At 68.9% G+C, this 19905-nt stretch carries 19 protein-coding genes; 13 read left to right on the forward strand and 6 right to left on the reverse strand.

What is annotated here, in order from left to right:
- Positions 1 to 359 precede the first annotated feature (359 nt).
- Positions 360 to 1121 carry a PP2C family protein-serine/threonine phosphatase gene (locus tag NE857_RS06010; protein WP_017583031.1) on the forward strand — a complete coding sequence of 254 codons (762 nt, stop codon included), beginning with the start codon at positions 360 to 362 and terminating at the stop codon, positions 1119 to 1121.
- Between the two features lie 102 nt (positions 1122 to 1223).
- Here NE857_RS06010 and NE857_RS06015 read toward each other — a convergent pair whose 3' ends face one another.
- The 3 genes from NE857_RS06015 to NE857_RS06025 form a co-directional block, all read right to left on the reverse strand.
- Positions 1224 to 1874: a copper resistance CopC family protein gene (locus NE857_RS06015; RefSeq protein ID WP_254420129.1), complete on the reverse strand. Its 651-nt coding sequence runs from the start codon at positions 1872 to 1874 to the stop codon at positions 1224 to 1226.
- 126 nt (positions 1875 to 2000) lie between these two features.
- A complete protein-coding gene (locus tag NE857_RS06020) occupies positions 2001 to 2585 on the reverse strand; it encodes a copper resistance protein (protein WP_254420130.1) in 585 nt (194 codons plus the stop codon).
- Between the two features lie 179 nt (positions 2586 to 2764).
- Positions 2765 to 3028, reverse strand: coding sequence for a WhiB family transcriptional regulator (locus tag NE857_RS06025; RefSeq protein WP_017546866.1), 264 nt, complete (start codon positions 3026 to 3028; stop codon positions 2765 to 2767).
- 791 nt (positions 3029 to 3819) lie between these two features.
- Here NE857_RS06025 and ectA point away from each other — a divergent pair.
- The 11 genes from ectA (at position 3820) to NE857_RS06080 (ending at position 14924) form a co-directional block, all read left to right on the forward strand.
- On the forward strand, positions 3820 to 4326 hold the full coding sequence (ectA, locus tag NE857_RS06030) for a diaminobutyrate acetyltransferase (protein ID WP_275041018.1): 507 nt from the start codon (positions 3820 to 3822) through the stop codon (positions 4324 to 4326).
- A 91-nt stretch (positions 4327 to 4417) separates the two neighbouring features.
- Complete coding sequence (gene ectB / locus NE857_RS06035; RefSeq protein ID WP_254420131.1) at positions 4418 to 5689, forward strand: diaminobutyrate--2-oxoglutarate transaminase; 1272 nt, start codon at positions 4418 to 4420, stop codon at positions 5687 to 5689.
- A 188-nt stretch (positions 5690 to 5877) separates the two neighbouring features.
- The gene (locus tag NE857_RS06040) at positions 5878 to 6279 is read left to right on the forward strand and encodes an ectoine synthase (protein WP_017583025.1); all 402 of its coding nucleotides are present in this window, start codon (positions 5878 to 5880) and stop codon (positions 6277 to 6279) included.
- Positions 6280 to 6808: 529 nt separating this feature from the next.
- On the forward strand, positions 6809 to 7669 hold the full coding sequence (ehuB, locus tag NE857_RS06045; RefSeq protein WP_254420132.1) for an ectoine/hydroxyectoine ABC transporter substrate-binding protein EhuB: 861 nt from the start codon (positions 6809 to 6811) through the stop codon (positions 7667 to 7669).
- Between the two features lie 6 nt (positions 7670 to 7675).
- On the forward strand, positions 7676 to 8404 hold the full coding sequence (gene ehuC, locus NE857_RS06050) for an ectoine/hydroxyectoine ABC transporter permease subunit EhuC (protein WP_254420133.1): 729 nt from the start codon (positions 7676 to 7678) through the stop codon (positions 8402 to 8404).
- A 35-nt stretch (positions 8405 to 8439) separates the two neighbouring features.
- Positions 8440 to 9045, forward strand: a complete 606-nt coding sequence (ehuD, locus tag NE857_RS06055) for an ectoine/hydroxyectoine ABC transporter permease subunit EhuD (protein WP_051073007.1) — start codon at positions 8440 to 8442, stop codon at positions 9043 to 9045.
- Positions 9032 to 9868: an ectoine/hydroxyectoine ABC transporter ATP-binding protein EhuA gene (gene ehuA, locus NE857_RS06060; RefSeq protein ID WP_301184306.1), complete on the forward strand. Its 837-nt coding sequence runs from the start codon at positions 9032 to 9034 to the stop codon at positions 9866 to 9868. Before ehuD ends, ehuA begins: the two co-directional genes overlap by 14 nt.
- A gap of 213 nt (positions 9869 to 10081) precedes the next feature.
- A complete protein-coding gene (locus tag NE857_RS06065; RefSeq protein WP_425572104.1) occupies positions 10082 to 11023 on the forward strand; it encodes a CPBP family intramembrane glutamic endopeptidase in 942 nt (313 codons plus the stop codon).
- Positions 11024 to 11254: 231 nt separating this feature from the next.
- Positions 11255 to 13360 (forward strand): RNA degradosome polyphosphate kinase, encoded by a 2106-nt coding sequence (locus tag NE857_RS06070; protein WP_301184307.1) that lies wholly within the window; start codon positions 11255 to 11257, stop codon positions 13358 to 13360.
- 110 nt (positions 13361 to 13470) lie between these two features.
- On the forward strand, positions 13471 to 14415 hold the full coding sequence (locus NE857_RS06075; RefSeq protein ID WP_254421883.1) for an NUDIX hydrolase: 945 nt from the start codon (positions 13471 to 13473) through the stop codon (positions 14413 to 14415).
- A gap of 56 nt (positions 14416 to 14471) precedes the next feature.
- Entirely contained in the window at positions 14472 to 14924 is a 453-nt protein-coding gene (locus NE857_RS06080; protein WP_254420135.1) for an SRPBCC family protein, read from the forward strand.
- A gap of 148 nt (positions 14925 to 15072) precedes the next feature.
- On the opposite strand, the gene NE857_RS06085 is transcribed toward NE857_RS06080, so the two are convergent.
- Positions 15073 to 15315, reverse strand: a complete 243-nt coding sequence (locus NE857_RS06085; RefSeq protein ID WP_254420136.1) for a hypothetical protein — start codon at positions 15313 to 15315, stop codon at positions 15073 to 15075.
- A 312-nt stretch (positions 15316 to 15627) separates the two neighbouring features.
- On the opposite strand from NE857_RS06085, the gene NE857_RS06090 reads away from it, so the two are divergent.
- The gene (locus NE857_RS06090; protein WP_017583015.1) at positions 15628 to 16323 is read left to right on the forward strand and encodes a M50 family metallopeptidase; all 696 of its coding nucleotides are present in this window, start codon (positions 15628 to 15630) and stop codon (positions 16321 to 16323) included.
- Positions 16324 to 16455: 132 nt separating this feature from the next.
- Here the strand turns inward: NE857_RS06090 and NE857_RS06095 are convergent, their stop codons facing one another.
- Positions 16456 to 16812 carry an STAS domain-containing protein gene (locus NE857_RS06095; RefSeq protein ID WP_017583014.1) on the reverse strand — a complete coding sequence of 119 codons (357 nt, stop codon included), beginning with the start codon at positions 16810 to 16812 and terminating at the stop codon, positions 16456 to 16458.
- A gap of 610 nt (positions 16813 to 17422) precedes the next feature.
- Positions 17423 to 19684, reverse strand: a complete 2262-nt coding sequence (locus tag NE857_RS06100) for a hypothetical protein (RefSeq protein ID WP_254421884.1) — start codon at positions 19682 to 19684, stop codon at positions 17423 to 17425.
- Between the last annotated feature and the right edge of the window lie 221 nt (positions 19685 to 19905).

Raw genomic sequence — 19905 nt, forward strand, 5'->3', positions numbered from 1 at the left:
CCGAAACCCCTCCGGCGTAACGGGTACCGGGTCCCGCACAGGCCCTCTGGGCTGCGGGTTGACCGAACCTGTCGGTTGGCCCTGTCGGCCGGGTCCCAGCAGCGCTACTGTCAGACCGGAACCGGACGAGGGCACAACACACGTCCCAGGCTGAACCGTCGCAACACTTTTGGCGGCGAAAACCGGTGCGGGAACTGCATATCCGGGTGTTTTCCGCCATGATGTACGCGGATTTTGACCGACTCCGGCGGTGGCTCGGTACGGTTACAGAATCCAGACGTTGTACGGGACTCGACCAAGGCCCGGCGCCAGACGCCGGCCAACCGGCCATCCGGCCGATGAAACGGGAGGAAGGGCGTATGGGTGTCGCTGGTGGGGAAGTCATTGTCACGGCCCTCACGCACCGGGGCGCTATCCGCCCCGCCAACGAGGACTCCGTGGTCATGGGTGCTCTCACCGTCGCCAGCGCGAACATGACCTCCCCGGTCCGCTGCGTGCTGCCGGTGAGTGAACCGGTCATCCTCGCGGTCGCGGACGGAATCGGCGGCCAGGCCGCGGGAGAGATCGCCTCCGAGCACGCGGTGCACCGGATGGCCGAGATGGGGCCGCGCCTCAACGGCCCGGAGGAGATCGCCCAGCTCCTCACCAACATCGACGAGGAGATCAAGGACCACGCGCTCCAACACACCGAGTTCTCCGGCATGGGGACCACGGTCGCGGGGGTCCTGCTCAACAGTGACGGCAACTTCTGGTTCAACGTGGGTGACTCCCGCACATACCGCCTGGAGGGCCGCTACCTGCGCCAGCTCTCCGAGGACGACTCCCCGGCGCTGCCTCCCTCCGAGGACGGCCGCCCCGTCACCACCAACTTCATCACCCAGTCCCTGGGCGGCAGCTCTGGCGGGTCGATGCACCCCCACGTGGGACGGGACGAGGCCGCCGACCCCAGCGCCTGGCTCATGTGCAGCGACGGCCTGTCGGACCTGGTGCTGCCCGAGGAGATGGAGCGGATGATCGCCGAGGCGGGCAGCGACGAGGCGGCCGTGCACGCCCTGTGGCAGGCCGCCATGGAGGCGGGCGGCAAGGACAACATCAGCATCCTGCTGGCCCGCCGAAGGTAGAGGGCGCGAAGCACACACGGACACGGGAGGGGCCCGCACGCGTCGGCGTGCGGGCCCCTCAGCCCTTGTGCGCCCCTCAGCCTTCGCTGGGGGACGTTCTGGCTACTTCTGGGACGAGTCTGGGCCCGAACCCTTGTCCGAGCCCGCTCCGGGACGGTTGCGCAGGCGCACCGCGACGAGCACGATCGCGCCGAGGCCGGCGACCGCCGCGACGATACCGGCCAGCACCATCATCGGGGAGGTGCCGGATTCCTCGGCGGCTGTGTTCTCCGCGGTCGCGGCGGAGTCGTCGATGGTCTCCGCGTCCTCGGCGGGGACCTCCTCCTCGGCCCCGGCCGGGTCCTCCTCGGGCTCCTCCGGAGCTGCTGCCGCGACGGCCTCCTCGCTGACCGAGAAGGTCAGGGTGTCCTGGATCGGGTGGCCGTCGGAGGACACCACGCGGTAGGCGATGCTGTACTCGCCCGGCTCGCCGAGCGGGGACAGGCCCACGGACACGTCGGTGCCGTCGAACTCCAGCTCGCCCTCCTGGTTCTCGGCGCCGTCGGGGCCGGTCACCACGATGGCGCTGCCGCTGCCGCCCGCCAGCGGGGAGTTGTTGAAGGTCAGCACGACCTCCTCGGGAACGGTGTCGAGGGCGGCGCCGTCCTCCGGGTTGGAGTCGATGAGCACGTCATGGGCGAAGGCGGGTGCGGGGGCCAGCAGCAGCGCCGCGGCGAAGGGGGCGAACAGGGCTGCGGTACGGATGGATCTCATGGTCTTCTCTCAGGCCGTTGCGGGTGCGGTTCGCGCCCGGAGGGCACGGGTCGGGGCCCGTGCTGCTCCGGGTGTTTCGTGAGGGACCGCCTCAGGCAGCCCCGGACCGGACGGTCCGGGGCGAGGTCAGGAACAGAGGCGGAACGCGGACGAACCGGGAGGCCCGCGGGGGCCGTGCGCCGACGGCACGGGGGGAGGGGGCGCGCCGAGCCGGGGCGCGCCGAGAGTCCGACCGGGCGTACCGAACGCGAGGTCGGGTACCCGGAGCAGGCGCGGAAGGGCACGGGAGAGGGCGGTGGCCAGGGACCAGAGCGCGGACTCTCCGTGGGCCAGCAGCGCGGCGGCGAGCAGGGCCGCCCACAGGTGTGCGAACAGCATCCCCGGGGCGAAGCCGAGGGCGTGGGAGAGCAGCCCGTGCCCGCTGTGGTCGGTTCCGTGGTCGAGTGCGACGAGGCCGGGCCCGGCAGCCTGGAGGATCAGGTGCAGGGCGACCTGTGCGAGGGCCATCACGGCGAAGATGTCGCCGAAGCCCCGCATGATCCTGGTGAACCGCCACAGGAGGCCGAAGAGGAACGCCGTGGCCAGGAGGAAGCCCCCGGCCCCGGCGGGCGTCTCGGCCCAACTGTTGTGTCCGACCCAGGCAAGGCCTGTGGACGCGCCGGCGAGGAGGGCCGTGCGCGTGAGGCGGAGTGTGCCGTGAGCGGGTCGCACGGTAGTGAACCTAGGCCGTGCCCCCAGGGGCCGCAAGACCTCCGGACGTGAGAACGGGCTCGTTCGTCTCGGAGCCCCGGCGCCTGATCGTCCGGGGACACGGGTTGGGGAGGCACAGCTGAGCCGCCGGGTGCGGGGTCGGCTCGCGACCTCCCGCGCCCGGCGGCTCAGCCTTGCGCCTATCCCGCCGGTACCAGCTCGCGGCGCATGTAGCGACGCTGCTCTGGGGTGGTCCCACCCCAGACTCCATGAGCCTCACCAGCGCGAAGGGCCCACCGCAGACATTCCGGGCGAACAGTACAGCTGCGGCAGACGTCCAGGGCCTGCTCCGTGTCGGTGCGGCCGATCCCGGTGCTGCTCACCGGGAAGAAGATCTCCGGGTCGTACGAGCGGCAGTTTCCCTGCTCGACCCAGTCCTCGCTGTCGTGGTACAGGCGATTCACGGACGCCTCCGATCCCTGGTGAGTGGTCCCCGCCGTGGTTCTACGGCAGGGGCGACGAAGTTCGAGTCCGCACTGCCGTCTCGGGGATGCGCGTCCCTGACGGGCTGCGGCGAAGCGGTGCGACTAATTGTAGTACTACATGAGGTCGTACTACACAGAGTCTGATGGAAACTCGGCGATTCATCAAGGACGTTCAGCTGTGTCGAGGAGCTTCGTGCCCCTGCTGACGTCAAGGGAGCGGGGCGATTCGGGCAGGAGATGACAAGTCGGCGTGCCGCCGCGGAGGTGCGAGAAATTCCTGCGTACGGGTGGTTCCGGGAGTCGGCAGGCGTAGCGTGTGACGTGCGGGGTCGCCTGGATCGCGCGTTATGTCGCGAGCTTTCCACCGAATTGATGTGACTTAACGCACGCTTAATATTCCTCGCGGAGGCTCTATGTTTGACCCTGACGGATGTCGGCGGCCCATCGCCGGGCGCGTTCTCACCCTGGGCTACGCGAGCCCGCTCCCGGGGTCGAATCCCCTGATAGACAAGGCGTGAGCAGGGCGGACAGCCACTACGGCGCGTCACCTGAAAGCCCGGCTCAGAGTGGACTCAAGCTGCTAAATAAACGAGTCCTACCCACTCAGAATCCCCTTAAACATCTGCGCGGAATCTCGCTGAAACGTCTTTGACCTTCGTTCGCTAAGTTCGATCGACGTGCCACATCTACGAACGAACCTCCAAGCACGCGACCGAACTGAAGGCGGGGCTGTGAGCTCCCAGACCGCAGAGGCCGCGCGCCGTGAAGGCGTGCGCCTTTCGCACCCTTCCCCGGAGGACGGGCCGCACATGTGGCGGTTGGCCGGCGAGACGGGGATGGACGTCAACTCTCCGTACGCCTACACGCTCTGGTGCCGGGACTTCGCCGCGACCAGCGTCGTGGCGCGGGACACCGACGGCCGGGTGGCGGCCTACGTCACCGGTTACGTCCGTCCCGACAGCCCGGACACGTACTTCCTCTGGCAGGTGGCCGTCGACTCCGCGTACCGGGGTCAGCGGCTGGCCCGCCGGATGCTCGACTTCATCGGCGACGCGATCGCCGAGCAGGGCCTTCAGTACCTCGAAGCGACCGTCACTCCCGACAACGAGGCCTCCCGAGCCCTCTTCGCGTCCTTCGCGCGGAGCCGGCAGACCGAGGCCGTGTGGAGCCCGCTCTTCGGTGAGGAGCACTTCCCGAAGCACGGTGACGAGCCCCACGAGCCCGAGGACCTCGTCCGCATCGGGCCCTTCGGCTCGCATCCCGCCACCGACGACTGACCATCCGCACCGGATCAACTCGATCCTGTACCCACCCCTCGTCTAAGCCATGAGCCCACGAAGTTGGGGAAAGGAACCAAGGAGCAGCACCATGGAGACCTTCCAGCGCCTCGAGTCCGAAGTCCGCGGATACTGCCGGAACTGGCCGGTCGTCTTCGACAAGGCGGTCGGCAGCCACGTTTATGACGAGTCGGGAAAGCCCTACCTGGACTTCTTCGCCGGGGCCGGATCGCTCAACTACGGTCACAACAACCCCGAGCTGAAGACCTCGCTCATCGAGTACCTGACGGACGACCGCATCGTCCACAGCCTCGACGCCTACAGCGTGGCCAAACGCGAGTTCCTGAAAACCTTCGAGGACCTCATCCTCAAACCGAGGAACCTGGACTACAAGATCCAGTTCCCCGGTCCCGCGGGGAACAACGCGGTCGAGGCCGCGCTCAAACTGGCCCGCAAGTACACCGGTCGCCAGACCATCATCAACTTCACCAACGGCTTCCACGGCATGACCCTGGGCGCCCTGGCCGTCACCGGCAACTCCATGAAGCGCGGCGGCGCCGGCGTTCCGCTGGACCACGTGGCGACCATGCCGTTCGACAACTACCTCGACGGCAAGACCCCGGACTTCCTGTGGCTGCGCACGCTCCTGGACGACAGCGGCAGCGGCCTGGACGCCCCGGCCGCCGTCATCGTCGAGGGGATCCAGGGTGAGGGCGGCATCAACGTCGCCAGCGCCGAGTGGCTGCGCGGGCTCTCCGAGCTCTGCCAGGAGTACGGGATCCTGCTGATCCTGGACGACATCCAGATGGGCTGCGGCCGTACCGGCAAGTTCTTCAGCTTCGAAGAGGCCGGCATCGTCCCGGACATCGTCACCCTGTCCAAGTCCATCAGCGGTTACGGCCTGCCGATGGCGCTCACGCTGTTCAAGCGCGAGCTGGACGTGTGGGAGCCGGGCGAGCACAACGGCACCTTCCGTGGCTTCAACCCGGCCATGGTCACCGGTGCCGAGGCGCTGCGCCGCTTCTGGAGCGACGACGCCTTCGCCGAGGCCACCATCGCCAAGGGCGACATGGTCGAGGCCCGCCTCGCCGAGATGGCCGCCGAGCACGCCGACTTCGGCGCGCACGTGCGCGGCCGCGGCCTGGCCCGTGGTCTGGCCTTCGACGCCGAGGGCGACATCGCCAAGAAGGTCGCCGCCGAGTCCTTCGACCGCGGCCTGCTCCTGGAGACCTCCGGTCCCGAGGACGAGGTCGCCAAGCTGCTCCCGCCGCTCACCGCGACGGAGGAGGAGCTGACCGCCGGCCTGGACATCATGGCCGACGCCGCCCGCGCCGCCGTCAAGGCCGCCGCGCAGCCCGCCTAAGAGCGGTTCAGCCGCCGGGACAGCCGTCCCGGCGGCGGTGTCCGAACGCCCCAGCGGCGCTTTCGGGCCGACGGGTTCCACCGAATTCGGTGCCGGGGCCGGTCGCCACCCCTACCGGGGTGCCGGTCGGCCCCGTACCGTGTATCACCAGCGCATACAGCGCGCATCAGAGCGTGAAGGAGACACAAGTGATCGTTCGCAGTCTGGACGAGGTCAACGACACCGACGCTGACATCAAGACCGAGAACTGGCGCAGCCGTCGGATCGTCCTGGCCAAGGAGAAGGTCGGCTTCTCCTTCCACGAGACCGTCCTGTACGCGGGCACCGAGTCGACGTTCTGGTACGCCAACCACATCGAACTCGTGCACTGCATCGAGGGCGAGGCCGAGCTGACCAACGAGGAGACCGGGGAGAAGCACATCATCACCCCGGGCACCCTCTACCTGCTGAACGGCCACGAGAAGCACACGGTCCGCCCCAAGACGGACTTCCGCGTCCTGTGCGTCTTCAACCCGCCCGTCACCGGGCGCGAGGTCCACGACGAGAACGGCGTCTACCCGCTGGTCGTCGAAGAGGACGCCAACGCGTAGTCACACCGATGCGTAGTCACACCGACGCGTAGGCACGTCGAAGCGTAGCCCCCGGGGCACACAGCGTCGCCAGAACGGGCGGGGTTCATTCACGTGAGCCCCGCCCGTTCGCGTGCGGAGGGTAGTGACCCCTGGGTAACGGGCATGAGAACCCATAGTCACCAAGCACAGGTGACCAGCTCGGAGGTGCTGTTTCATCGGGTCGCCCGATGAAATGCGACTCATAACCAGTGCATAACGGACTAAACATGTTCAGTTACTGCACGGCGGGCCCGGGGAGGGAGACCCCGTACCAGTGCCGTCGTCCCACGCACCCGGGCGACGGCCACTGCCGCGGTACCGCGCCGCGGAAGCGCCCACACGAGGCGATCCACCATCCGAACGCGCGGCGCCCTCGCCCTGTCCTTCGGGCGAAGGCTCCGCTATCGCGAGTTTTCGAGGAGCAGTCGTGAAGAATCAGGGACCAGCGCGTCGGCGGGGAACCTGGGGGCGCCGAGACGCTCTCCGTCTGGCCGGGGTCGGTGCGGCAGTGACCGGACTCGCAGCCTGCAGTCGAGTCGACGACGGCGGTGGCGGCGGTACCGGGGCCGACGGCGAGGAGGGGCAGAGCACCCTCGAACGCCTGCGTGAACAGGGATTCGTGGCGGTGGCCCTGGCCAACGAGGTGCCCTTCGGCTTCGTCGACTCCTCCGGTGAGGCGGCCGGGCAGTCCCCGGCGGTGGCCCGGGCGGTCTTCGAGGAACTGGGTGTCCCGGAGATCCAGGCGTCGGCGACCTCGTGGGACGGTCTGATCCCGGGCCTGCAGGCCAACCGCTACGACGTCATCGCCGCCGGTGTGTTCATCACCCCCGAGCGCTGTGAGCAGGTCGCGTTCACCGAACCGACCGCCACCTCGCCCGAGGCCTTCCTGGTGGACGAGGGCAACCCGCACGGCATCCAGCACTTCGAGGACTTCGCCGACAACCCCGACCTCACCCTCGCCGTGCTCAACGGTTCGGTGGAGCAGACCTACGCCGAGTACTTCGGCGTGCCCGGCGGCCAGCTGGAGCTCATCCCGGACCAGACCCGCGGTTTCGAACTGCTGCAGAGCGGTCGCGTCGACGCTGTGTCCATGCTGGCGGTGTCCCACACCTACCTGCTGATCGAGCGCGACCTCGAGGACGAGTACACCGTCACCGACCCCTTCTACCCCGTGATGAACGACAACGAGGAGAAGGGCTGGGGCGGGCTGTGCGTCCGCCAGGAGGACGAGGAACTGCTCTCGGAGATGAACCGGGTCATCGGTGAGTTCAAGGAGAGCGGTCGTCTGCTCGAGCTCGGCGAGGAGTGGGGCTTCACCGAGGACGACCTGCCCGACGAGACCACCACAGCGGAACTCTGCGAGGGCTGATCCCTCGTGGAGTTTCTTCTAGAACAGTGGCCACGCTTCGTTGACGGAGCGTGGCTCACCATCCAGCTCACGCTCGGTGGCATCGTCCTGGCCTTCGTCCTGGCGATGTTCTTCGGCATTCTGGGTACCGTCCAGCACTGGCTGGCCAGGGCCGTCGCCACGGTGTACGTGGAGGTGTTCCGGGGCATCGCGGCACTGGTCGTCATGTACTGGTTCATCTACGCCCTGCCCGTGGCGACCGGCTTCCAGCTGGACGACATGTTCGCCGCGATCCTGGCGCTGGGCCTGAACCTGGGCGCCTACGGGGCCGAGGTGGTGCGCTCCTCGATCAACGCCGTGCCCAAGGCGCAGATCGAGGCGACCGTCTCACTGAACATGTCCTGGCCGCAGCGCATGCGCCTGGTGGTCCTGCCCCAGGCCTGGGCGCAGATGCTGCCCACGTTCGGCAACCTGGTCGTGGAGCTGATGAAGGCGACGGCCGTGGTCTACCTGGTGGGTCTGCACGACCTCTCCTGGGTCGCCGACGACCTGCGCCGCCTGTCCGGCGAGACGATCCCGGTCTTCATCGTGGCCTTCGCCCTCTACTACCTGATCGCCCAGGTCCTGATCTTCTGTGTGCGGCTGCTCGAACGCAGGGCCAACCAGAAGCTGGGTAGGACCCCGCCGTCAGGCGGCGGGATCATGGGGCTGCTGCGACCCCCGGCGGTCGGTACGAAGGTGGGGGTGGCCAAGTGAGCGGGTTCTGGGATTTCGAGTACACCGGTCAGGTCATGCCCGACCTGTTGAGCGGTCTGCTGGTGACGATCCAGGCGACGGGGATCGGCTACGCCCTCGCCCTGACCCTCGGTCTGGTCATCGCGATGGTTCGGCGCGTACCGCTCTTCGGCTCCATCGTGCACTTCTTCATGGAGTTCATCCGCACGACTCCGCTGGTGATCCAGCTGGTGTTCGTCTTCGCGCTGGCCCCGGCCAACGTCTCGGCGTTCACCATCGGTGTCGTCGTCCTCGGTATCCACTACGCGGCCTACACCGCGGAGGTGTACCGCTCGGGTATCGAGGGTGTGGCCAAGGGCCAGTGGGAGGCGGCCCGGGCGCTGAGCCTGCCGGGCACGCGGACCTGGGGCGCCATCGTGCTGCCCCAGGCCATCCGCAAGGTCATCCCCGCGCTGGGCAACTACCTGATCGCGATGTTCAAGGACACCCCCTTGCTCTTCGCCATCGGAGTGGTGGAACTGCTGGCCGTGGCACAGCAGGTCGGAAGCAGGGACTTCCGCTACGTGGAGACGTTCACCATCGTCGGTCTCCTCTTCCTCGTGGTGAGCGTCCCCTCCGCGATTCTGATTCGACGACTGGAGAAGCGATATGTCGCCGTCTGATACCCCCGAGAACACGACGGCACCGGGTGTCGAGGGCGATGCCGCAGGCGAGCCACTGATCGTGTTCGACGAGGTGGTGAAGCGCTTCGGCGACCTCACCGTCCTGGGCCACCTCGACTTCAACGTGGCGGCCGGTGAGCGCGTCACCCTGATCGGGCCGAGCGGTTCGGGCAAGACCACCATCCTGCGCCTGCTCATGACCCTGGAGAAGGTCACCGAGGGGCACATCCGGATCGGCGGCGAGCCGTTCAGCCACATGCCCCGGGGCAGCGGCCTGGTCCCGGCCAGCGAGAGCTACCTGCGCCGGCGCCGCAAGACCATCGGCATGGTGTTCCAGCAGTTCAACCTGTTCCCCAACATGACGGTTCGCAAGAACATCATGGAGGCGCCGGTCCACGTCCTGGGCCTGAGCAAGGACGAGGCCAGCGAACGGGCCGCGGATCTGCTGGACCTGGTGGGGCTGGGCGACAAGATCGACGCCCACCCGACCCAGCTGTCCGGCGGCCAGCAGCAGCGCGTGGCGATCGCCCGGGCCCTGGCCATGCGCCCGGAGATCCTGTTGCTGGACGAGGTCACCTCCGCCCTCGACCCGGAGCTGGTGGCCGGTGTGCTGGACGTGCTGCGCGAGGTGGCCGAGACCACCGACATCACGATGCTGTGCGTGACCCACGAGATGGGTTTCGCGCGCGACGTCTCGCATCGCGTGCTGATGTTCGACAAGGGTCGGATCGCCGAGGAGGGCCACCCGGACCAGATCTTCGGTGACCCCCGCGAGGAACGGACGAAGTCCTTCCTCAAGTCGGTCCTGGAGAACGGCCACTAGGTTCGGCTCCGTGTGCCGCGAAAGCTGAGGGCGCCGACCGGATCGTCACCGCGATCCGGTCGGCGCCCTGCTGATTTTCCACCGCGACGTCACCCCCTGTGCGTGTGTCGCCCCTGCTGACAGCCGGGCGACGACATACCGTAGTCATTAAGTCGCGTTTAGTTTCCCCTGGTGGAGAATGTGTGTTCTGAGACAGGGGGGACGCTTGTGACCATGGTGCGAAGATGGGGGCTCACCGGGGGGCTCGCCCTCGCCGCGGTCCTGCTCGGCGGCGCGCTGTTCGCCCATCCCGTGCTGCGCGGTGACGTCTTCGGGGACGGCGCCGTGCTGTTCCTGATCTCCTGGTTGCCGATGCTGATCGCCGGGGTCATGGCCTGGGGCCTCGTGCAGGCGTTCGGTCGGCGGGGCGAGCTCGACAGGCGCGTCTCCGTCGCCATGGGCGGTCACCCCATGAGCCGCGAACTCAGCTGGATGGTGCTCCTGCTGGGCTGTTTCATCGCGTCGATGGTCGTGCTGTCCTGGATCTTCGCCGTCTACAGCGAGGAGACGGGGATCGCCCCGGACCTGGCGATGTCGGCTTCCCTGGTCTCTCGACTGCTGTTCCTGTTCGCGCTTCCGCTGCTCATCATGGACCGCTCGGGGCTGACCGTGGACGGCAAGGGCACCGCCATGCCCGCGATCGCGTTGAAGGTGGCCGAACTCTGGCGCTGGCTCGGGCTGATCCCCGTGGTCGCCGCGGTCGGGCTGATCGGCTACCTCATCACCCCGCACATCGGACTGCCCTCCCCCTCTCTGGCCCTGTACGCGCTGCTGGTCGCCTTCACCGTGATCGCCACGTGCGAGGAGATCTTCTTCCGCGGCATGATGCAGACCCGGCTGGAGCAGTTCATGGGCCGCTGGGGAGGCATCGTGATGACCTCGGTGGTGTTCGCGCTGACCTACGCGCTCATCCAGCCCTACGACGCCGTCTCCCAGCTTCCCGGCCACGACCTCATGCACGACACCGGCCTGGCCCTGCTCACCTACGGCGCCGCGAGTCTGCTCTACGGCTACCTCTGGGCGTGCTTCCGCAACACGTGGATCAACGTCCTCATGCGTGTGGCGATGTTCGTGCTCCTCCTGCCGCCCGATCTCCGCATCGGCATCGGCCAGTAGAACGGCATCGCCCGGTGGGCCATTCGCCGAACTCCCCGGAAAACTCGTCAGACCACGCGTCCTGCCAGGTCAGGTAGGGCGCGTGGTCGCCTCGTGAGCGAAAAGTTGCCCCGAATCCCAGGACACGGGTGTGGATATGGGTACAGAAGCTGCATAGCAGCCGTGTTGCGGTCATTTTCCCCTCATGGGGTTGTCACCGTGCGGTCATGAAAAAGGGGGAGTCTGCCCACTGTGAGCACGGAATCAGCGCCAACGCCAGCGGGTCCCACCACCACCGCCGAACTGCCCGTCGACAGGTTCATGGACCGAGAGGAGGGATGGCTCCGCTTCAACCAGCGGGTCCTCGAACTCGCCGAGGACGAGCACATCCCGCTGCTCGAACGGACGCGGTTCCTCGCGATCTTCTCCAACAACCTCGACGAGTTCTTCATGGTCCGGGTCGCCGGACTCAAACGCCGCCTGGCCACCGGACTGTCCGTCGCCTCGGCCAGCGGACACCACCCGCGGGACCTCCTGGAGCGCGTCTCCCTGTTCACGCACGACCTCATGCTGCGCCAGACGGCCTGCTTCGAGGACAGCGTCGCCCCGGCCCTGGCGGAGGAGGGCATCCGCATCGTCCGGTGGAACGAACTGGACACCGCCGAGCGCGAGTACCTGCACGGCTACTTCCGCCGCTCCATCTACCCGCTGGTGACGCCGTTCGCGGTCGACTCCGCGCACCCGTTCCCCTACATCTCCGGGCGCTCGCTCAACCTCGCCGTCACCGTGCGGGACCCCCAGGACGACCGGCGCATGTTCGCGCGGGTCAAGGTGCCCAGCTCACTGCCGCGCTTCATCGAACTCACCGCGCACGGCGGCGGCCGCTTCGTCCCGGTCGAGGACATCATCGCCGCCCACCTGCCCCAGCTCTTCGAGGGCATGCAGGTGGTCGAGCACCACGCCTTCCGGGTCACCCGCAACGCCGACCTCGAGGTCGACGAGGACGAGACCGACGACCTCGTCCAGTCCCTGGAGAACGAACTCCTGCGCCGCCGGTTCGGCCCGCTGGTGCGCCTGGAGGTGGAGCAGACCATCAGCGACGAGGTCCTGCTCATCCTGCGCGAGGAACTGGGCGCCGAGGAGGAGGAGATCTACCGGGTCCCCGGGCCGCTCAACCTGGCCGGGCTCGCCCAGATCGCCGACAGCGACCGCCCCGACCTGAGCTACCCGCCCATGGTCCCGGTCGAACCGCGCGCGCTGACCTCCGGCGACCTGTTCGCGGCCATCCGCGAACGCGAGATCCTGGTCCACCACCCCTACGAGTCCTTCGCCACCACCACCGAACGGTTCCTGGCCCTGGCCGCCATGGACCCCAAGGTCGTGGCGATCAAGCAGACCCTCTACCGCACCAGCGGGGACTCACCCATCGTGGAGTCGCTCATCGAGGCGGCCCGCGGCGGCAAGGAGGTCGTGGTCCTGGTCGAGATCAAGGCCCGCTTCGACGAGCAGAACAACATCCAGTGGGCCCGCAAGCTCGAGGAGGCCGGCTGCCACGTGGTCTACGGCGTGATCGGCCTCAAGACCCACTGCAAGCTGTCCATGGTGATCCGCCAGGACGACGACGGCCTGCTGCGCCGCTACTGCCACGTCGGCACCGGCAACTACAACCCGAGCACCGCCCGCGTCTACGAGGACCTCGGCCTGTTCAGCGCCGCCGCCGAGGTGGGCGAGGACGTCAGCGACCTCTTCAACAGCCTCACCGGGTTCTCCCGCAAAAAACACTACCGACGGCTGATGGTCGCGCCCGCGGCCCTGCGCAAGGGGCTGCTCCAGCAGATCGAGACCGAGGTGGACAACAGCCTCAAGGGCGAGCCCGCCCACATCCGGATCAAGGTCAACTCCCTGGTCGACGAGGAGATCATCGACGCCCTCTACCGGGCCTCGCAGGCGGGGGTCAACGTCGACCTGTGGGTGCGCGGCAGCTGCGTGCTGCGCGCCGGGGTGCCGGGGCTGTCCGACAACATCCGGGTGCGCAGCATCCTCGGCCGTTTCCTGGAGCACTCCCGCGTGTTCGTCTTCGCCAACGGCTGGCGGCCCAAGGTGTGGATCGGCAGCGCCGACCTGATGCCCCGCAACCTTGACCGGCGCGTGGAGGCACTGGTCCGGATCGCCGATCCGGAGCAGTGCCGCCGGTTGGTGGGCATCATGGACCTGGCGATGTCCGACAGCACCTCCTCGTGGCGGCTCGAACCCGACGGCACATGGACCCGGGTCACCCACGACGAGGAGGGCCAACCGCTGGTCGACCTCCAGGACACCCTGCGCGGCGACCGGCACCTGAGAGTGGTGGACGGGTGAACACCCACGAGTCCGGGACCGAAGGTTCCGAAGACACCGACGTTTCCGAAGGGTCCGGCCCAGAGAGCAGCGCCACGGAGACCACCGGCACGGAGAGCACGGATATCCGTGTGACCAGTGCCTTCCCGCCGCGGGACACCGCGGTGGGCGGGTACCTGGAGCCGATCCGGGCAGGCGGGGCGGTGCTCTGGCGCGACGCCGGGCAGGGCCGGGAGGTCGTCCTCATCCGTCGCCCGGACCGGGGCGACTGGACCCTGCCCAAGGGCAAGCTCAAGAACGGCGAGCACCCCATCATCGGCGCCGTCCGCGAGGTCGAGGAGGAGACCGGCGTGACCCCCGTGATGGGGCGCCGACTCCCGCCGCAGCGCTACCTGAAGGACGGCTGGCCCAAACAGGTGGAGTGGTGGGCGGCCACCCCGGCCCGCTCGGGCGGGGAGATCGACTACGAACCCAACGAGGAGGTGGAGGTGGTCGAGTGGGTCTCCGTGGAGGAGGCCCGTACCCGCCTGACCTACGACCACGACGTCCAGGTCCTCGACAACTTCCGGGCCGGTCCCGCACGGACCTTCCCGGTCATCCTGCTGCGGCACCTGTCCGCGGGGGAGAAGCGGGCCTGGAACGACAACGACCTGCTCCGCCCGCTCGATGCCTCGGGTCGCTCCGACGCGCTGGCGCTGCCGCGGGTCCTGGCGGCCTACGGGAGCCCCGGTGCGGTCTCCTCGGCCGCGGCGCGCTGCACGGAGTCCCTGCTCCCCTACACCGTGGAGTGCGACGCCCCGATGCGCACCGAACGCGCCTTCACCGTGGGGCGCGAGGGCAAGGGCTACGAGGTGGAGGAGGCCCGGGAGGCCTTCGCGCGGATCCTGGCCGAGGGGAGGCCCGCCGTGGTGTGCACCCACGGGGAGCTGATCCCGCATCTGATGACCGAGGCGCTCACCAGTCTGGGCGCCCCGCTGTCCCAGCAGCGCGCCCTGCGCAAGGGTTCCTTCTGGGTCGTACACGTGTCCCAGGACGGGAAACTGGCAGGGGTGGAGCGACACGGGGTGCGGGAGTGAACCGCGTCCGTCGGGCCGGGTGGGGGAGTGCTCCCGAGCGGTGACATGATGCGGTCATGGCCAAACACATGGTGGCTCGGAGCGTCGTCGTCAACGCCCCGGCCAAGAGGATCTTCGACCTCGTCGCCGCACCGTCCCGGCACCCCGAGATCGACGGGTCGGGCACGGTCCAGAGCGCGCTCTTCGGTCCGGAACGGCTGGAGCCGGACTCCGAGTTCGGGATGGACATGAAGATGCTCGGGCTCCCCTACCGGATGACCAACCGGGTGGTGGAGTTCGAGGAGGGCCAGCTCATCGCGTGGAAGCACGTGGGGTCGCACCGCTGGCGCTACGAGTTCGAGGAGCTGCCGCAGGGCGGGACCCTGGTCACCGAGACCTTCGACTACTCGCGGGGGCAGGTGGGCTTCTACATCCTGAGCGGGGCTCCGGCGCGCAACGCCCGCGGCATCGAGCGGACGCTGGAACGCCTCAAGGAGCTGGCGGAGGCCGAGGAGGCCGCGCAGGCCTGACGGTCGCGGAGGTCTGTCGGCCGCGCAGATCTGCCCTTCCCTCCCGAACACACACCTGGGCCCCGGTCGCGTGACCGGGGCCCAGGGCGTTCGGCCGACCGAGGAGGTCAGGAGCGGGAGACAGCGGTCAGCGGCCCGAGGCCGACGGCTAGTAGTAGTAGCCGTTGTCCTTGTCCTTGTGGCCCTTGTGCCAGTCCTTGCCCTTGTCGTCCTTGTCCGACCAGTAGCCGTAGCCGTGGCCGTGGCCCTGCTCGACCACCGTGCGCTGGAGGTCGTAGTAGCCGTCATAGCCGTCATAGCCCTTGTGCCCCGCGGCGGCGGGGGAGGCGGCCATGGCGACGGCGGCGCCGGTGGCGGCGGTCATGAGGGCGAGAGCAACGAAGCGCTTCACACGAGATCCTTGCTGTGGGTAGCTGGAAAATTACCAACAGTGGTGACTGTAGGTCGGCTTCGCTCGTTTGGCCAGTGCATCGGAGTCCAAAGCCACGGACTTTTCGCTTCGGCCGTAGCTCAACCGTCAGACACGGCACCCGCCCAAATGCCCTAAAGTTCGGCAAGGGCCCGCGTTCTCCGCGCCTCCCGGCCGCCGCGGTGTCGGCTGAACCGGCCCGAAGCGGTGCCGGCTGGTCCGGTCCGCCGGAAGAACTGCACGTGGTGCCGGTCGAAGCGGGAAGTCGGGAGTCCAGTAGTGGTGGGAACGAGCTTGGGTGACGTGTGGCAGGACGTGCTGTCCGTCCAGCCCGACCCGGAGCAGTGGATCATCGTCACGACGGCGGTGGTGGCCCTGGCGACCGTGCTGCTGGGTCCGCCCTGGCGGGTGGCGCGCAACGTCGTCACCATCGTCCACGAGGGAGGGCACGCGCTGCTGGCCCTGTTGAGCGGGCGCCAGCTGACCGGTATCCGGCTGCACTCGGACACCTCCGGGGTGACGGTCTCCCGTGGCAAGCCCACGGGTATCGGTATGATCCTCACGGTCTTCGCCGGCTACATCGCCCCGAGCGTGGTCGGCCTGCTGGGCATCCTCATGCTGATGTCGGGCCGCATCACCGCGCTGCTGTGGCTGAGCATCGTCTTCCTCGCCGCCATGCTGGTCATGATCCGCAACTTCTACGGCGTGCTGTCGATCGTGCTCACCGGCGCGGTGGTCTTCGGTGTCAGCTGGTTCACCCCGCACGAGGTCCAGGCGGCGTTCGCCTACCTGTTCATCTGGTTCCTGCTCTTCGCCGGGGTGCGGCCGGTCCTGGAACTCCAGTCGCAGCGCATGCGCAACCCCTCCCCGCAGTCGGACGCGGACCAGATGGCCCGCCTCACCGGCCTGCCGGGCACCTTCTGGGTGATGGTGTTCCTGCTGGTGAACGCGGCCGTCACCGGGCTGGGCGTGTGGCTGCTGTTCTTCTGACCCCGGGCACGGCAAGGGGCCCCGCCTTGCGACGCGGGGCCCTGCGTGTACCTCGGACGGGGCGCGCCTGCGACGGGCGCGTGCGGAGTGCTCCGCGGCGGGACAGGCCTAGGCGTGTTCGCCGAACACGCTCTAGCTGGCGGTCTGCGGGGCGGCGAGCGCCTGGGCGACCGAGGCGAACACCGGGATGCGGGTGTCCAGCGAGGTCACGCGCAGGGTCTGCATGACCCGCGGCACCGGAGCGGCGATCACCAGAAGGGCCTGCTGCTCCTTGGCGGTCTTGTGCGCGCGGATGAGCACGCGCAGTCCGCTGGAGTCGATGAACCGCAGGTCGGAGCAGTCCAGCACGACGCGGCCGAAGGGCTGCGTGGTCAACGCCTCCGTGACCGCTTCCTGAAAGCGGCCCTCGGTGGCCATGTCGATCTCCCCGTCCAGGGCCAGGACGCGTCCGGACTCGTGGAGGGTGGAGGAAATGGTCAGGTCGGGCATTGCGACTCCGGCGTACTCGGGCCGTGCCCGAAGGGTCGGCGAGGCAGGCCGCACGTCGCCCCACCGGGGGCGCGTGGTGACCGGTGCGCTGGTTGCGTTACCGCGTGAGCCAAACTGATGGTTCATCAAGTTCCTTGCGTGGTACCCCGGGCTGGGAGCCGGGGGAGGAAACGCCTTTCTCGCCTGGTTTGCTCGGAAAAGCACGGCACCCTTGGAACGCCTGGGCCGGGGCCCGAAGTTCCTGGTGCTGTGCGTGTCATCGGTGTGACGTGCGTCCGTGCGACGTGCGCTCGAGGGCTCGGAGCTGGTTCCTTCCGTGGCCCCGGCCCGGCTGGTTCGCCGGAGTCCGGTGGCCGTGTCCGGCCCTGTGCTCGTAAGAACCCGCCTGCGGTGGCGGTCATTCCCCGGTGGGTATCGGCGGGGAACGGTGGCTGGGCCGGTGATCCCCTGGCGTTCCCGACTCCCGTGCGCTCTGTCAGGGCGCTGGGATCTGTGTCACCGGGGTAGTTCAGCCTCGGACTTTACCATAGCGCCGTAGCCGATTCGTGACGTGAGAGACGCCGGGTCGTGCCCGTGCGTCTTGCTCTTCGCGAGGTTTCTGGTGTAAGGGTCATGTCCTTTGGACGCACTCGGGCTCCTCGCGGTTCACCCCTTGCGGTTCCTGTTCCCGCTGCTGAAGTGCCCAGACGCAGGCGGAGAGGGTGAGCGGCACCGCCACGGTCAGCGCCAGGGCGGGGATCGCCACGCCCGAGTCGTTGGCCGCGAAACCCACCAGCGCCGTCACCAGGGAGCCGGTCAGCCCCGCTCGGAGTGTCGGAGCACACTCGAAGGCCTGCTGGAGCGCCCCGATCCGCCATTTTCCTGGCCGGTTGAGGACAGCGAAGAGGAACAGCAGGGCCACAGCGGCCAGCAGGGTGAGCTGCCAGTTGCCCAGCGTGCCCAGCATCGCGCCGAGCTTGCGGGCCAGCACCGTCCCGGCCTCCCCGTTGACCACCTGCTCGGCGAACGCGCCGAAGTGGCTGCGGTCCTCCACCGGCCGGAGGTAGTCCATCCAGGCCAGCAGCGAGATCGCCGTGACCGCGACCGCGCCCACCGCGGCCAGCCGCACCGCGGTGACCCGCACGCCCGCGATCATCATCGTGGTCACCGCCAGCCCGGGGATCAGCGCGATCACCCCGCCGAAGTCGGTCCCCAGCCCCGGCCAGCCGACGATCAGTACCGAGGCCGTACCGATCACCAGCGTCGTGACCACCGCGGCGCGCTGACGGCCCCGCGAGATCAGCACGTGGGCGATGCCCGCCACCGCCATGAGCATGCCGGTCGCGAAGGTCGCGAAGGCGATGTTGCCGATCCCGTAGAACCGGCCGGCCACGATCGGCGAGTAGCCCGTGGGCGAGTTCATCTGCAGGTGCGCGCCGAAGCAGAGGTCGAGGAAGAGCACGAGCGTGGTCGCGCCCGCCACCACTGTCATGGGGCCCAGAACCGTCCGGCGCCACGGCCCCGCCACGGCAAGGGCCACCACCAGGGCGTCCACGGCCAGGACCGACGCCAGCAGAGCCAGCTGCGGAGTGTCGGCCGCCCACCACGGGATGAGGTTGGCCAGGTAGCTCGCCACCGGGAAGGCCGCGCCCGCCAGCGCCACGATCCTGGTGACCGACAGCACCAGCGCCCGTTTGCCTCGCTGACCACCGGAGTACCGGTGCAGCGCGTAGGCGGCCGCCGCGTAGATGAGCAGCTGGAGGGCGACCAGCCCGCTGAAGAACCCGGGGATGGCGGCGCCCACCACCACGGCCGCGGTGTTGAAGTCCACCAGGCGGCCCACTGCCTCCTCGGCGGGTTCGGGGCGGTCGGTCAGCTGCCAGACCCGCCCGCCGGTGGGTTCGGCGGGGCGCATCCCCAGGGCGGTCAGGACGGTCACGGTGGTGTCGGTCAGCGCCACCAGGCCGGGGCGCCGGGTCGACTCCGAAGCCAGGTACGCGGCGGGGCCGACCAGTCCGCGGTCGGTCATCTCGCCGGTCAGCGCCACCGTCAGCTGCGAAGGCCCGGTGTCCATGGACACCCCGACCACCATCAGGGTCGAACCGGCGGGCAGGACCGCGGTCAGCGCGGACAACCGGGAGTCGAGTGTCTCCAGGGTCTCCTCGCGCACCTGCTCCGGCACCTCCCCCGGGTCAGGCTCCGGCGGCTCCTCGGCGCCCTCGGGTTCGACCGACGCGGGTTCGACCGACGCGGGTTCGGGGTAAAGGCGGGTGAGCTCGGGCAGCTCCACCACCGCCAGGGACACGCCTCGAATCCGGTCCTGGGTGAGGTCGCGCACCGAGTCGACGTAGTGGTCGACCCGCCCCGACTCGTCGGCGGCGCCCAGGGCCGCCCCCGGACCCGCGGCCAGGGTGAGCCCGCCCCGGTCGCGTACGGTCTGACCGAGCAGACCGACCGGAGCGGCGAAGGCCGACTCGGCGTTGCGCTCGGCGAAGGAGCGGTACTCGGGCACGGCCGCGCCCGAACCGTCGCGCACCGGCTCCGGGGCGGGCTCGCACACGGTGAAGCGCTCCCGGTCGGACAGCGCGCGCTGGCCCGCCGAGACCGAGAGCCAGCCGTCCGTGGGACAGGTCCGGGAGGTGGCGGTGCGGATGGACACGTTGCCGATCGCCCCGGTCCCGGCCAGCTCCCACAGAGTGGGCGTGTGCTCGGGGGTGACGTCTTCCCACAACAGGCCGGGCACGCCGACCAGGACGACGGGTCCGGTGCGCGGGTCGGTGATGTCGGGGTCGTGTCCGGAGGCGCTTGCCGGGGTGCTCCCCGAAGGGCTTCCGGAGGCGCTTGCGGTCCCCGCCGCGGCGGGGACCGTACACATCAGGAACAGCACCGCCATCAGCAGCGCGCACAGCCGCCTGCCGAGGCGCCCTCCCCAACGCCGGCCTGAATGCCTCTCCGAGTGCACGCCGAGTCCTTGACCCGGTGCCATGGCGGTCCCCCGATCGCGCGATCACCTCACTGTCACTGGCCGACCACACTAGTGACCAAGCGGCGCTGAGCGGGGGAAACGGCGATTCCGGGCGGTAGGGGCGAAAGGGTTCAGGGGGAGCGGTTCAG

Source organism: Nocardiopsis exhalans (assembly GCF_024134545.1).
Taxonomy (GTDB): Bacteria; Actinomycetota; Actinomycetes; order Streptosporangiales; family Streptosporangiaceae; genus Nocardiopsis; species Nocardiopsis exhalans.

Excerpts from the sequence above, each read along its gene's own strand:
- NE857_RS06010 (WP_017583031.1), top strand. The coding sequence starts at position 360 with ATGGGTGTCGCTGGTGGGGAAGTCATTGTCACGGCCCTCACGCACCGG.
- NE857_RS06015 (WP_254420129.1), bottom strand. The coding sequence starts at position 1,874 with ATGAGATCCATCCGTACCGCAGCCCTGTTCGCCCCCTTCGCCGCGGCG.
- ectB (WP_254420131.1), top strand. The coding sequence starts at position 4,418 with ATGGAGACCTTCCAGCGCCTCGAGTCCGAAGTCCGCGGATACTGCCGG.
- ehuD (WP_051073007.1), top strand. The coding sequence starts at position 8,440 with ATGCCCGACCTGTTGAGCGGTCTGCTGGTGACGATCCAGGCGACGGGG.
- ehuA (WP_301184306.1), top strand. The coding sequence starts at position 9,032 with ATGTCGCCGTCTGATACCCCCGAGAACACGACGGCACCGGGTGTCGAG.
- NE857_RS06065 (WP_425572104.1), top strand. The coding sequence starts at position 10,082 with ATGGTGCGAAGATGGGGGCTCACCGGGGGGCTCGCCCTCGCCGCGGTC.
- NE857_RS06080 (WP_254420135.1), top strand. The coding sequence starts at position 14,472 with ATGGCCAAACACATGGTGGCTCGGAGCGTCGTCGTCAACGCCCCGGCC.
- NE857_RS06095 (WP_017583014.1), bottom strand. The coding sequence starts at position 16,812 with ATGCCCGACCTGACCATTTCCTCCACCCTCCACGAGTCCGGACGCGTC.
- NE857_RS06100 (WP_254421884.1), bottom strand. The coding sequence starts at position 19,684 with ATGGCGGTGCTGTTCCTGATGTGTACGGTCCCCGCCGCGGCGGGGACC.